This window comes from Thermocrispum agreste DSM 44070, from assembly GCF_000427905.1.
Taxonomy (GTDB): domain Bacteria; phylum Actinomycetota; class Actinomycetes; order Mycobacteriales; family Pseudonocardiaceae; genus Thermocrispum; species Thermocrispum agreste.
Genome location: NZ_ATYX01000006.1, coordinates 1 through 13,300 on the forward strand (window position 1 = coordinate 1; position 13,300 = coordinate 13,300).

The following is a 13,300-nucleotide window of genomic DNA, read 5'->3' on the forward strand; positions in this document are numbered from 1 at the left end:
CAAGCCTGGCACCACCGCCTCCGGTCAGGCAGAGAGGTTGCGGCCTTGACACGAGGCGGTCGAGACGCACCAGGCCGACGGGGAGAACCCTTCATGGAGCCCCCTCAAAGTCAAGATCACCGCCACGCTTTACCCCCAGGAATCAACGACAAGAAACCCCAACGAACCACCATCAGCGCCTGTTCGAGATCGTGATTCAGCGAGGTCACGACGGGTGATGGGGCTCAACGCGAGACGTTGAGAAGGATCATGGACTAATCTCTTGGTCGCAGGTTCGAGTCCTGCCGGGGGCGCAGTTTGACGATCGGACGCCGCGCCGGATGTGTCCCGTGGGCCGCGAGTGTCGGTTGACATTTCTTGGGACTGCTGCACGGATAGGTGACATCCGATCTGCGTCGATGTGTGTCGGCGCTGGAAGGATGTGCATCATGCCGAAGGCGTTTTCCAAGGAGTTTCGCGAGGACGTGATCCGGGTCTACCGGGAGTCCGATGCCTCGATGGCCCAGGTCGTCAAGGACTTCGGTATCTCGCCGTCGTGCTTGAAGCGCTGGCTGGCGATCGACGAGAAGGACTCGGCCCGGTCGTCTCGCTCGCCACAGTCGGGTAGCGAGTCCGACGCGCTGCGGGAGGCGAACAAGCGGATCAAGCTGCTCGAGCAGGAGAACGAGGTCCTGCGCCGCGCTGCGGCCTATCTGTCGCAGGCTCATCTGCCGGGAGAATGATGTACCCGCTCGTCCGCGAGCTGGCCGACGACGGGGTTCCCGTCACGGTGACGTGCCGGGTGCTCAAGATCGCCCGCCAGCCCTACGACCGCTGGCTCTCCAAGCCGGTGACCGACGCCGAACTGGCTGCGGCCTACCGGGCCAACGCGTTGTTCGACGCTCACCGCGAGGACCCCGAGTTCGGCTACCGGTTCCTGGTCGACGAAGCCAGGGAAGCCGGTGAGTCGATGGCAGAGCGGACCGCGTGGAGGATCTGCTCCGACCTGGGCTGGTGGTCAGCGTTCGGGAAGAGGCGCGGCCGCAACGGTAAGAAGCCAGGCCCGCCGGTCCACGACGACCTGGTGATGCGGAACTTCACCGCCGGCGCCCCGAACCGGCTGTGGCTGGCCGACATCACCGAGCACTGGACCCGTGAAGGCAAGCTCTACCTCTGCGCGATCAAGGACGTCTACTCCAACCGGATCGTCGGCTACTCGATCGACTCACGGATGAAGTCGCGGATCGCGGTCGCTGCACTCGACAACGCCGTCGCTCGCCGCCGCGCTGAGGGTGTGGACGTGGCTGGTTGTGTCCTGCACACCGACCGCGGGTCGCAGTTCCGGTCCAGGAAGCTGGTCCACCAGCTCAATCGTCACGACATGGCCGGATCGATGGGTCGCGTCGGCGCGGCCGCCGACTGTGAGACTGTCGATCGTCTCCTGGCGGCCTGACTCTTGCTGACGACTGACCCCGAAGTCTGGGTGTCCTGGCTGTTGATCTGTCGTCCGCCAGGAGGCGCTTCACCCACGGTGCTGGCCGGGCGGGCGTGACCTCATAGGAGCCTGATCGCAACAGTCTCATCACAGTCCCGTCCACCCGACCGGCCAGCGTCACTCACCGGTTGGAAAGGCAAGCACTATGAGCATGCAACAGGTTCCGTCGCACCGTCGAGTCGTTGTCGGTGTCGACACTCACAAGTACGTCCACGTCGCGGTCGCGATCGATGACCTTGGCACCGTCTTGGATGACCGATCCTTTGTCGCCGATGCTGGCGGCTATGCCCAGTTGATCGACTGGGCGGCCTCGTTCGGCGGGAAACTGATCTTCGGGATCGAAGGCACAGGATCGTATGGCGCAGGCCTGGCTGGCGCGGTCCGCCGCCGCGGGATCGGCGCAATGGAAGTAGTCCGCACCGACCGGCGTGACCGACGGCTGCGCGGGAAATCCGACACCATCGATGCTGAGAACGCCGCCAAAGCAGTTCTCGCCGGCTTGGCCACTGCGGTCCCGAAGTCCGCCGATGGCGTGGTCGAGATGATCCGGCAGGTCAAGGTCGCCAAGGACATCGCCGTCAAGGCTCGAACGTCAGCGATGATCAGCCTCAAACAGGTCATTGTGAATGCGCCCGACGCCCTGCGCCAAGAGCTGCAACCGTTGTCGAAGATGGCGTTGATCAACCGCTGCGCCGGACTGCGTCCGGGGCGAGTCACGACCGTTGCTGCTGCCACGAAGCATACGCTGCGCGCGATTGCCCGACGTTGGCAGCAACTCAACGCCGAGATCGTCGAGCACGAGAAGATCCTGACCGACCTCACCTCCTCGGCTGCCCCCGAGTTGGCGAAGGCATTCGCCGTCGGTCCTGACACCGCCGCGGAAATGCTCATCGTGGCCGGTGACAACCCCGAACGAGTCCGGTCCGAAGCCGCGTTCGCCAGACTCTGTGGCGTCGCACCAATCCCGGCATCGTCGGGAATGACGACACGGCACCGGCTCAACCGTGGCGGTCACCGCCAGGCCAACGCAGCGCTCTACCGGGTCGTGATCGTGCGGATGCAGCACCACGAACCGACCAAGGCTTACGTCGCCAGACGGACCGCAGAAGGCAAGACCAAAGCCGAGATCATCCGCTGCCTCAAACGGCTCCTCGCCCGCGAGCTCTGGGCGGCGATGCGCCCCATCCGCGACGCCCGTCAGAGCCTCCCGAACGCTGCTTGACGGATATAGGAGCATCAACGCCGCGATGGAGTCGTTCTTCTCGCTGCTGCAGAAGAACGTCCTCGACCGCCGCGTCTGGAACACCCGCGAGGAGCTACGAATCGCAATCGTCGCCTGGATCGAACGGACCTATCACCGACGCCGTCGCCAAGCCGCTCTCGGGCGGTTGACCCCGGTCGAATACGAGCTGATCATGAAGCCCGCTGCCATCCAGGCGGCCTAACCGAAACTGTCACCAGTTCGTGCATCAGACCCTCTCGTCGGCAAGTCCAAGTCAACCTTTAGGGCGATGGTGATCATGGCCAGATCGAAGTAAAGCCTCACGATGGTCTTGTGGCGGGACCCAAAAGAATACTCTAAATTTGTAGGTTTTCCAGTTCCGGACACAGGGGCGCAGCACCTATAGTCGGGATCACATCGACCGACCCGAGGAGCCCTAGTTGTCGAAGACCCGAGTGTCGCTAGTAGGTCTGGGTGCGACAGGCGTTGCCATAGGGAACGTGCTCGCGCGGCGGACGGACGTCAGTCTCCAGGGTGGCGCGGACCCCCGGCCTGGTCTGGTGGGGAAAGACCTTGGCTCCGTGCTTGGCGGCCAGGAGCTCGGTGTGACCGTGGTAGACAGCTCCGCCTGCTTGCCGGATGCCGATGTTGCGGTAGTTGCGACAAGCTCGATGCTCGACGTCGTCGCCGAGACGGTCGCGCCGCTATTGGAGCGGGGCATCAACGTGGTGAGTATCTGCGAGGAGCTGGCCTACCCGCATGTCAGTCATCCTCGGCTGGCTCGCCAGCTCGACGAACTGGCGCGGCAAAATGGCGTCACGTTGCTCGGCACCGGGGCCAACCCCGGGATCATCATGGATACATTGCCGTTATTGCTGAGCTCGATGACCCAACAGGCTCACCGAGTCGTGATCCGTCGCAGCGCAGACATGTCCAGGTACGGGGCTATCCTCGAAAAGTTTGGGCTAGGGCTGACCCCCGAGCAGTTTGGACTCGCGCAGCGTCGCGGCGCGGTCATCGGACACGTCGGCTTCGAGCAGTCCGTGGCAGCGCTGGGATCTGGGCTGGGATGGCGTCTCGATGAGATCGAGGTCGACGATGTTCGACCTGTGCGCATCACCGACCGAGCCCGGCACGGTCGGCATCGATCGCTCGAGGCGGGCACGGTCTCCGCGGTCCGGCACGCCGCCCGCGGGCTCATAGCCGACCGCGTGGTCATCGACCTTGAGATCAACTTCGGCTTCTTCGAGCCCGGCGACGATATCGCTCCGGGCGATCGCTGCCGCATTGAAGGCGTCGACCAGAACATCGAGGTCGTCGCGACCGCCGGCTACGAAAGCCACCTCAGCACGGTTGCGGTCACTGCCAATGTTGTCACTGCCGTTGCCGAAGCCCCACCGGGGCTCCGCAGCATGGCGGAGCTCCCGGTGGTCAGCTTCGCCTCCAGAGGCGCGTGGACCAACGTAGATCAACGAGGCCAGCCATGATGCACAATTCTGAGCCGCTCACGCCAACCGCATTTCTGACCCGCTCCGCGGCCGTGTACCCGGAGCGCACCGCCATCGTGGATGATGACCGGCAGTTCAGTTACGCCGAACTGCTTGACCGGACACAGCGGCTGGCCGGTGCGTTACAGGCGCTTGGCCTGGGCCCAGGCGATCGAGTGGCAGTGCTGGCGCCGAACCGGCATCAGATGCTCGAAGCCCACTACGGTGTCCCATTCGCAAGCGGCGTGCTCGTGACATTGAACGTCCGGCTTAGTGCCGCCGAGATCGCCTACATCCTCGACCATTCCGGGGCTCGATTCCTGATCTTCAGCCCGGATCTGAAAACCCTTGCCGAGGCTGCCCTGAGTCAAGCCTCGGTAAAGCCTGTGACCTTGATGTGCGGCCCGGAATATGAGGAAGCGCTCCGATCAGCCAAGCCGTACCAAGCAAACGTCGCCGACGAGCATGCAGCCCTGGCGATTAACTACACCAGCGGAACGACCGGGCGCCCGAAAGGCGTCGTGTACACGCATCGCGGGGCATACTTGCAGTCCCTGGCGATGGCTTATCACAGCCGGATGACGGGTCAATCCGTCTATTTGTGGACTTTGCCTATGTTCCACTGCAACGGCTGGTGTTTCACCTGGGCGGTGACGGCCGCCGGCGCGCGGCACGTGTGCCTGCCCCGAGCCGAGGAATCAGCTATTTGGGCCGCCATCGAACAGCAGGGCGTGACGCATTTGTGCGCGGCTCCGACCGTATTGTCGAGCATCGTCTTCTCCGAGCGCGCCCAGGCCGTCCCAGTGTGGATCGGGACGGGCGGCGCGCCGCCCTCGCCGTCGTTGCTCGGTCGCGCGCGTGAGTTGCGTTTCGACGTGACCCACCTATACGGCATGACCGAGACGTATGGCCCCATCGTCATCAACGACTGGCATCCGGAGTGGGATTCGTTGCCCGAGCAGGTGCGGAACAAGCTCAACGCGAGGCAGGGTGTGGGCAACATCGTGGCCCAGCAGGTCCGGGTAGTTGACCAAGACGGCACAGAGATCACCCCCGATGGCACCACACTCGGAGAGATCGCCGTTCGCGGCAACAATGTCATGGCTGGCTACTTTCGCGACGAAGTAGCAACCGCGGCAGCGATACCGGACGGCTGGCTCCGTACTGGTGACCTCGCCGTTCGCTATCCCGACGGCTACATCGAGATACGCGACCGAGCCAAGGACCTCATCATCTCCGGCGGTGAGAACATCTCGTCGGTCGAAGTGGAGCAGGCCCTTGCAGAGCATCCAGCTGTTCTGGAAGCAGCGGTCGTCCCGATGCCGCACCCCCGATGGGGTGAACGTCCCGCCGCGGTCGTCACGCTGAGACCGGGCATGCGGGCTGCCGAAGACGAGTTGCGGGCACATTTGGCCGCCCGGCTGGCCGGATTCAAGATTCCGGACCTATTCCGCTTTGCGGATCTTCCCAAGACAGCCACCGGAAAAATTAAAAAATTCCTTCTGAAAGAGCAGTTCGCACGATTCCCAAATGATCTCCCTGGCGGGAACGCCTAGAAATACCGCGATATCGCGCTGGCGATAGGTGATCGGATCACCAACCCTCCGCGCAACCAAGTAACGGTCGAGTCATCCCGAAACTGACCGCAGGAGAAAATATGTCGAGCACGCTTGAGTTCAAAACAAAGAACCTCGTCAATGGCTTGCTAATAGACGCCGCCGATGGTAGGAAGCTCGATGTCGTCGAGCCCGCCACCGAAAAAGTTCTAGCGCAAGTTCCGGCCAGCGGCCCGGATGATGTCGAAGCTGCCGTCCAGGCCGCCCAGGAAGCATTTCGCGTATGGCGCCGAACCACTCCAGGCGAGCGTGCAGAAATGCTGCTGGCGCTTGCCGATGCGATCGATGCCCACGCGGAGCACTTGGCCATTCTGGAATCGCGCAATGTTGGCAAGCCACTACCGGTAGCGCGTGAGGAGATTCCTTTCGTCGCGGACAATATACGTTTCTTCGCCGGCGCGGCCAGGTGCTTGGAAGGCCGCTCGGGTGGTGAGTACCTGGCCGGCTACGAGTCGTACATCCGTCGTGAGCCAATCGGCGTGGTAGCCGGAATCGCTCCGTGGAACTACCCATTGCTGATGGCCGCGTGGAAGTTCGCCCCAGCGCTCGCGGCGGGCAACTGCAGCGTGCTCAAGCCAGCCCGATCTACCCCGCTTACCGCGCTGTACTTGGCGCACCTCGCCGCGGACATCTTCCCTCCCGGAGTGTTCAATGTGCTCGCTGGCAGCGCGTCCGACATGGGCGACAGTCTGGTGTCCGACCCGCGAATCGGAATGATCTCCATCACTGGAGACACCGCGACGGGAATGAACATCGCGCGAGTCGCGGCGCAGAACGTGACCAAGGTTCACCTTGAACTGGGCGGCAAGGCCCCTGTCGTGGTGCTCGACGATGCCGACGTCGAAGCAGTGGTCGAGGCCGTGAAGGTCGCGGGATACGTCAACTCGGGTCAGGACTGCACCGCTGCTTGTCGCATCATCGCCACACCGGGCATCTACGACCAGCTGGTCGAGGCCCTGGTGCCGGCTGTTCAGGGGCTCACTGTGGGTGATCCTGCCGAAACCGAAGAGCTTGACCTTGGCCCAGTCATCTCGGCCGGACACAGGGACGCCATCCTCAATTTCCTGGACGAAACCGATGGCGAGGTGGTCACCGGCGGCAGATCCCAGCGGGCCACCGGTTACTTCGTTGAACCGGCCGTAGTGGTTAATCCCAGCCAAGATGATCGCCTGGTCCAAAAAGAGGTGTTCGGCCCGGTCGTCTCCGTCCAGCGGGCGAACGATGCGGACCAGGCATTCGAGTGGGCGAACGATGTCGAGTTCGGATTGGCGTCGTCGGTCTGGACTCGGGATCTCTCGTCCGCGCACCGGGCCATTCGAGAACTTGAATTCGGCTGCGTGTGGGTCAACGACCACTTGCCGGTAGTCGCGGAGATGCCGCACGGCGGCTTCAAGAAGTCGGGCTACGGCAAGGACATGTCGATGTACGGCCTAGAGGACTACACCCGCATCAAACACGTCATGACCAAGGCCTGATCACTTACCAGCCCAGACTTCGGAGGTGCGTCAATGACAACAGCGGATCACACGGAACGGAAAAACACCGTAGACCTGGCGATGCCTAAGCCGCTCGACGAAGTCGAGCAAGCATTTGTAGACAAGTGGCACGAAAACGCGTACGGATGCTTCTCGTCGGGACACAAGTTCTGTCGGGAAGTTTGCCCAGTCACCCAGGTCACGCGTAACGAGAACCACACCCCGACGGCCTTCCACGCGAATGTTGTCGCAATGGAGAAGGGCCACCTCAATATCGAGGACGTGGCCGACGATTACGTCCACTGCACCCAGTGCGGGGCTTGTGAGCTTCGGTGCCCCAATACATTGATGGTGGGCGACTTTTATCGCGCTCGCACCGAGACCGTGAAGGTGGTGCGCGCGGCGCGGGCGATGCTGGTGGACAAGGGGTTGGACCGTGAGAAGTGGAAGCAATGGAATCGGCTCACTGATGAACTAAAGAACGAGCCGGTGCTCGGCGTCGACGACGGCAGCCAGCCGAACGGGCAAGCTTACGTCCGCAACTGGGCGGAGGGACTAGACATCCCGATCGGTGGCGAGACCATCATGTTTGTCGACTGCGAGGCAGCCTTCTATCGGACGTCGCTACCACGCGCCATCGCGCAGATTCTGCAGAAGGCCGGTTACGAGTTCGGCTTGATGAACGAGCAGTGGTGCTGTGGCGGCCCAGCGGCGGAAATGGGCTATGTGGAGCAGTCGATGCGATTCGCCAGGCACAATATCGACGACTGGCGTGCGTCCGGCGTAAAGCGCATCATCGCGATCGAGCCGCATGACTACGTGCACTTCACCGAGGACTATCCCGCCTACTTCGGAGACGAGTTCGACTTCGAGGTGATCCAGATCGTCGATCTCGTCGCCGAGCTGATCCGGCAGGGCAGGCTCAAGCTCACCGTTCCCATCGACCGGGTGGTTACTTACCACGACCCCTGTCGCCTGAACAAGCGCAAGGGAATTCATGAGGCGCCCCGAGAGATCCTGCGAGCGATTCCCGGTTTGACCTTCAAGGACGTTGACCGGGTCACCCAGTGGGCGTACTGCTCCGGTGGCGGCGGCGGACTGCCGATCGAGAAGCCGGAAATCACTGCCGAGATCAGTCGCCGCAGGTTGGAGAAGGCAGCAGAACTGGAGGTGGACACGCTGGTGAGTGCGTGCGTGTGGTCCGAGCGGCCGCTGAGCGCAGCTGGTGAAGAGGCCGGGATCGAGGTCAAGGACCTGATGGAGATGGTTGCCGAGTCCGCGGGGATTGAGATTGGCGGGAGGACCAGGGCATGACGACCGCCACGGTGGACAGCCACGTGGTTGACCGGCTGCGGGGAATTGTCGGCGAGGATGGGGTGTTGACCGACAAGGCCAGCTTGTTCAACAGAGCCCGGGTGCCCGCGCCGTTCCCGGTGCACCGCTGGGACGAGTACCTGCCGGACGTTGTCGTGCTGCCGCGGACGGCCCAGCAGGTTTCGGCCGTCGTCAAGCTCGCCAACGAGTACCGGATCCCGGTAGTGCCGCGCGCTGGCGGCACAGGGCTTGCCGACGGCGCAGTGCCGCTGCGTGGCGGGATCTTGGTTGACCTGAAACGCATGGACCAGATTCATGAGATCGACCTAGTGAATAACACCGTCACCGTTGGTCCAGGCATCAATCTTGAGACGTTGAATCGGTCGCTGAAGCAGCATGGAGTGATGTATCCGGACGATCCGGCCTCGTACGCCGTCGCGCTGGTCGGCGGCCGGATCGGCACAAGTGGATTGTCATTGCTGGGAGCGCGCTACGGACATCCGCGCGACCTGGTCATTTCCTTCGAGATCGTGTTGCCCACCGGCGAGATCATTCAGGTTGGCGACGGTGGCGGCCGGAAGGTGCGCAAGTCGTCGACCGGGTATCACCTCAAGCAGCTGTTCATGGGGCACCAGGGAACGCTCGGAATCGTCACGGAGGCGACGCTCGAGCTGGTGCCAAGGGCCGAGGCCGAGTTCGCCGCGTTTTTCCTGTTCGACGATTTCGACAAGGCCTATCGCACTTTCGCCAAGATCGGAAAGAGCGGAATCGCCACGCTGGGCGGAGTGATGCTTTTCGATCCAGAGAAGGTCGATTACCTGCGGCGTGACGACGAGGCGTACATCGTCCAGCCAAAGTGGGTGAAGTCCGTCTGCGCCGCGGCGCTGTATGGCACCCGGCCGGAGGTCGAAGCGGCGTCGAAGATGTTGATGGAGCTTGGCCGAAGCTTGGGCGGCCGCTATATCGGCGACGAGATCGCCCCGTGGGACTGGGCGGCTCGGCATGACCGTTATGCGAACCCGCTTCACGGACGTGACGCCAATGGGCAAGTGCTGCCAATGAGCTGGCACTGTGAGGATGCCGCCGTGCCGTACAGCGAGGTGCCGGCAGTGCTGCGCAAATGGCATGAAATCACCGCCCGGTACATGGAGAAATACGAGCTGTTCGATGACTGGGGGTGCTTCGCGTACAGCAATGGCGCGCACAAGCCGTGGGGTGACCTTCTGCTGGAGATCGACCTGGGCTTGTGGGAAGAGAAACTGGACGAGGAAGGCTGGCAAGCCTTCGTGTCGCTCAAGCGTGAGATCGCCCAAACGGTGCTCGACCACGGTGGTTCGATCACCGCATGCCACGGTTCTACAAGGACTGGGGACGCGGAACTGGTTCCGATTGAGATGGGCGCGTCGTGGGAGGTCATGAAATTGCTCAAGCGCACGCTCGACCCGAACAACATCATGAACCCCGGGAAGCAATGCCTGGACGAGGCGTACCAGGGCGGAGTGTGAGAAATGAGCGACGAACCTTACCGCTTCGGACGCTATCGGCAGGATGAGCAACAACCGCCAGAGCCGCGACAGGTCACCGATCAGGTCGTCATGCGGTTCGACGACATTTACGAGGTCGATCCACGGCGGATGACGCGGTTTCGCCAACAGAAAATGCCAGCTTGGGACTCGCATCGGATCGCGGCTGCCCGTATGGACCATTTGAGATACGTGCAGCGGGCGTTCGCGGACGAGACCCTAACCGCCGATTGCGCGGCAGACCCCATTCCAGCCGACGAGCCAGACAAAAGTTAACCAACGTCCAAGGCGCGTTTAGGCAAATGATCTGTCAGAAGGACTTAGCTGGCACAGGGTGCCTGGCTCCCATTCACGAACGAGCCGCGCCCTGTGCCCGCCGAGACGATCGTGCGCCAGCCGGGCGCAGTCAATCCCGCTGCGCGAGGCCGGCCGAATTTCCCCAGAGAAAACGGATCGGTTTGGGTCGCAATAAATGCACGGCGAGGCCGCGTAAATTTATCGCGCTGCCCGGTTAGACCCGTGCGGATCGGGAGTCGCGGTGAGCAACCCATCAGATGTGCGAAAGCCGGACGAAGATGCGCGACAGCTTGCGTCGCTGGGCTACGTTTCCGAATTTAAACGCGACATGTCGCTTTGGGAGAACTTCTCCCTGGGATTCACCTATCTGTCGCCTGTAGTCGGCGTGTACTCCCTGTTCGCGTTCGCTCTTGCGACGGGCGGTCCGCCAATGATTTGGGCGGTTGTCCTCGCGGCGATCGGCCAACTGTTTGTAGCACTGGTGTTCGGTGAAGTCGTTTCTCAGTTCCCGGTGTCCGGTGGGGTTTACCCATGGGCGCGTCGATTATGGGGAAGGCGGTGGGCCTGGCTCACCGGCTGGGTCTACATGCTGGCATTGGTGGTCACGATCGCCAGCGTGTCCTACGGAGCCGGGCCGTTCGTGGCGATGTTCCTGGACATCACGCCGTCCACCGATGTGACGATCGTGTGCGCGATCGTGTTGATTCTCATCGTCATGATGCTCAACCTCGCTGGCACAAGGATCCTCGCGAAGGTCGCCTTCTTCGGCTTTGCCGCCGAATTGGCGGGCGCGGTCGCCGTCGGCGGGTGGTTGCTGCTCACCGAACGGCGCCACGGCCTCGGTGTCCTATTCGACTCGGCGGGAGTCGAGGGTTCTAACTCATACCTGCCGGCATTTCTCGCTGCGGCCCTAATCGGCGTTTATCTCTACTACGGCTTTGAGGCGTGTGGCGACGTCGCGGAAGAGGTGAGGAACCCTGGAAAGCGCATTCCTAGGTCCATGCGCATGACGATCTATATCGGCGGCGCGGCCTCATTCGTCATTACTTTCGCACTGCTGTTGGCTGTGCCGGACTTCGGCGCGGTGATCACCGGCGCCGACCCAGACCCGGTCACGACGGTGCTGCGCGGCGCGTTCGGCCCGGTGGGCTTCAAGGTAGTGCTCGGGATTGTGTTGATTTCGTTCCTGTCGTGCGCCCTGAGCTTGCAAGCTGCGGCCAGCCGGCTTATCTATTCGTACGCGCGCGACGATATGATGCCGGTCAGTCACGCATTCAAGAAGATATCCGCAAAAAGGCATGTGCCGCCGTATGCCTTGCTTTTGACGGCCATCCTCCCGATATGTATCGTGATCGCATCGAAGATTTCTGAGAACGCGCTGACGAAGATCGTGTCCTTCGCCTCCCTAGGGATTTATCTGGCCTTCATGATGGTGGTCATGGCCGCATTGCGGGCGCGGCTGAAGGGGTGGCGTCCGAGCGGGAAGTTCACGCTAGGTCGGTGGGGGTTGCCGGTCACGTTGACCGCATTGGGTTACCAGTTGCTGGCGGCGACGAATATGGCGTGGCCGCGAACGCCAGACGCGCCGTGGTACGACAACTACAACGTTTTGCTTTCCGCTGCTTTGGTAGTGGCGGCAGGGCTTGTCTACATGCTGATCGCCAAGCCATACGCGCGGACTGACCTGCCGCATGGTGACGCGATTGCCGAACCAGTCAAACCGGAATCGGACTTCGCCGAAGCCGCAGGCAGAAAGGGGGGCCTCTGACTGCTGATCACAGGGAGAAGGCTAGGTAGTCGATTTGTGTCGTATGACTTTTCGTCATAGACCCAAAGAAAGGTGGACCTCAATGAGGAAGATTAAGGCCGTCGTTTATGGCGTTGGCGCTATGAACACGATCGCTACTCGGATGTTGCTAGATAAGGGTGTCGAGATCGTGGGAGCGCTCTCCCGCAGCGAGGCGAAAGTGGGCAAGGACCTCGGAGCCGTCACGGGGCTCGGCGAGCTGGGCGTCACGATCAGCAACGACCCCGCGGAGGTGTTCAAGCGGACGACGCCCGACGTCGCGGTTATCGCCGTCAACAGCTACATGGCTGACGCAGTGGAACAACTTCGGGCTTGCGCCGAGCACGGCGTCAACGCGGTCACGCTGAGCGAAGAGGCGCTGTACCCGTGGAAGACTTCGCCGGAGATCACCGAAGAGCTGGACGCCATCGCCAAGCGCACCGGGGCCACGCTTACCGGTACCGGACACCAAGACGTCTACTGGGTCAACATCGTCACCATGATGATGGGAACGGCGCACAAGATCGACTCGGTGACGGGCCGGGCCAGCTGGAATGTCGATGACTTCGGCCCTGAGGTCGCCGGGGACCAGCAGGTGGGAAGTTCGGTGACGGAGTTCGATAAGTGGTTGAAAAGCGCCAGCCGGCCGCCGACATTCGGGCGCAACGTGCTGGACGCGTTGGTCGCGCACACCGGCCTGACACCGACGAAGATCACTACTACGACGCGGCCCGATCTGGCTCCCAGCCGGATGTACTCCAAAGCACTCCAGGCGGAGGTTGAGGAGGGCGCAGTCATCGGCTTCACCGATGTCGACGAGATCCGCACCGAAGAGGGTCCGGTGTTCACCTTCGAGATGTCCGGCCGGGTCTACATGCCCGAGGAGGGAGACATCAACCAGTGGGACATCGCCGGAGAGCCCGAGCTGACCCTGTCGAACGGCACTGTGCCAACCCAGATCACCACCTGCACGCAGCTGGTGAACCGCATCCCGGACGTGATCAAAGCCGAGCCAGGCTTCGTCACCGTGGAGAAGCTTCCCGCGCTGCGCTATCGTGCCTTCCCGTTGCACGAGTATGTCTGGGGTACTCGTTGAGTGATCCGGT

General features: G+C 62.4%; 9 protein-coding genes and 2 pseudogenes. All 11 read left to right on the forward strand.

Going from position 1 to position 13,300, the window contains the following annotated elements; all coding sequences use genetic code 11:
• Window positions 1-497 precede the first annotated feature (497 nt).
• Window positions 498-1,399 (forward strand): annotated as a pseudogene (locus tag YWY_RS19815) (IS3 family transposase); the annotation flags it as partial.
• Window positions 1,400-1,619: 220 nt separating this feature from the next.
• Window positions 1,620-2,696 (forward strand): IS110 family RNA-guided transposase, encoded by a 1,077-nt coding sequence (locus YWY_RS0102185; RefSeq protein WP_156899074.1) that lies wholly within the window; start codon window positions 1,620-1,622, stop codon window positions 2,694-2,696.
• A 16-nt stretch (window positions 2,697-2,712) separates the two neighbouring features.
• A pseudogene (locus YWY_RS0102190) lies at window positions 2,713-2,919 on the forward strand (integrase core domain-containing protein); the annotation flags it as partial.
• A 382-nt stretch (window positions 2,920-3,301) separates the two neighbouring features.
• Window positions 3,302-4,183 carry a hypothetical protein gene (locus YWY_RS0102195; protein WP_342665086.1) on the forward strand — a complete coding sequence of 294 codons (882 nt, stop codon included), beginning with the start codon at window positions 3,302-3,304 and terminating at the stop codon, window positions 4,181-4,183.
• Window positions 4,180-5,739, forward strand: coding sequence for an AMP-binding protein (locus YWY_RS19820; protein ID WP_038044326.1), 1,560 nt, complete (start codon window positions 4,180-4,182; stop codon window positions 5,737-5,739). The genes YWY_RS0102195 and YWY_RS19820 overlap by 4 nt, the downstream gene beginning before the upstream one ends.
• A 101-nt stretch (window positions 5,740-5,840) precedes the next feature.
• Complete coding sequence (locus YWY_RS0102205; protein ID WP_028846282.1) at window positions 5,841-7,274, forward strand: aminobutyraldehyde dehydrogenase; 1,434 nt, start codon at window positions 5,841-5,843, stop codon at window positions 7,272-7,274.
• A gap of 33 nt (window positions 7,275-7,307) precedes the next feature.
• Window positions 7,308-8,588, forward strand: a complete 1,281-nt coding sequence (locus YWY_RS0102210; RefSeq protein ID WP_084608826.1) for a (Fe-S)-binding protein — start codon at window positions 7,308-7,310, stop codon at window positions 8,586-8,588.
• Entirely contained in the window at window positions 8,585-10,093 is a 1,509-nt protein-coding gene (locus YWY_RS0102215; RefSeq protein ID WP_028846284.1) for an FAD-binding oxidoreductase, read from the forward strand. The genes YWY_RS0102210 and YWY_RS0102215 overlap by 4 nt, the downstream gene beginning before the upstream one ends.
• A 3-nt stretch (window positions 10,094-10,096) precedes the next feature.
• Window positions 10,097-10,387 (forward strand): hypothetical protein, encoded by a 291-nt coding sequence (locus tag YWY_RS19825; protein ID WP_051309544.1) that lies wholly within the window; start codon window positions 10,097-10,099, stop codon window positions 10,385-10,387.
• Window positions 10,388-10,649: 262 nt separating this feature from the next.
• A complete protein-coding gene (locus tag YWY_RS19830; protein ID WP_038044328.1) occupies window positions 10,650-12,176 on the forward strand; it encodes an APC family permease in 1,527 nt (508 codons plus the stop codon).
• A gap of 82 nt (window positions 12,177-12,258) precedes the next feature.
• On the forward strand, window positions 12,259-13,290 hold the full coding sequence (locus YWY_RS19835; RefSeq protein WP_038044329.1) for an NAD(P)H-dependent amine dehydrogenase family protein: 1,032 nt from the start codon (window positions 12,259-12,261) through the stop codon (window positions 13,288-13,290).
• The last annotated feature ends 10 nt before the right edge of the window (window positions 13,291-13,300 follow it).

Bases quoted from the DNA above. Each gene is read 5' to 3' on its own strand.
- YWY_RS0102215 (WP_028846284.1), top strand. From the start codon at position 8,585: ATGACGACCGCCACGGTGGACAGCCACGTGGTTGACCGGCTGCGGGGA.
- YWY_RS19825 (WP_051309544.1), top strand. From the start codon at position 10,097: ATGAGCGACGAACCTTACCGCTTCGGACGCTATCGGCAGGATGAGCAA.
- YWY_RS0102210 (WP_084608826.1), top strand. From the start codon at position 7,308: ATGACAACAGCGGATCACACGGAACGGAAAAACACCGTAGACCTGGCG.
- YWY_RS19820 (WP_038044326.1), top strand. From the start codon at position 4,180: ATGATGCACAATTCTGAGCCGCTCACGCCAACCGCATTTCTGACCCGC.
- YWY_RS0102205 (WP_028846282.1), top strand. From the start codon at position 5,841: ATGTCGAGCACGCTTGAGTTCAAAACAAAGAACCTCGTCAATGGCTTG.
- YWY_RS19835 (WP_038044329.1), top strand. From the start codon at position 12,259: ATGAGGAAGATTAAGGCCGTCGTTTATGGCGTTGGCGCTATGAACACG.
- YWY_RS0102185 (WP_156899074.1), top strand. From the start codon at position 1,620: ATGAGCATGCAACAGGTTCCGTCGCACCGTCGAGTCGTTGTCGGTGTC.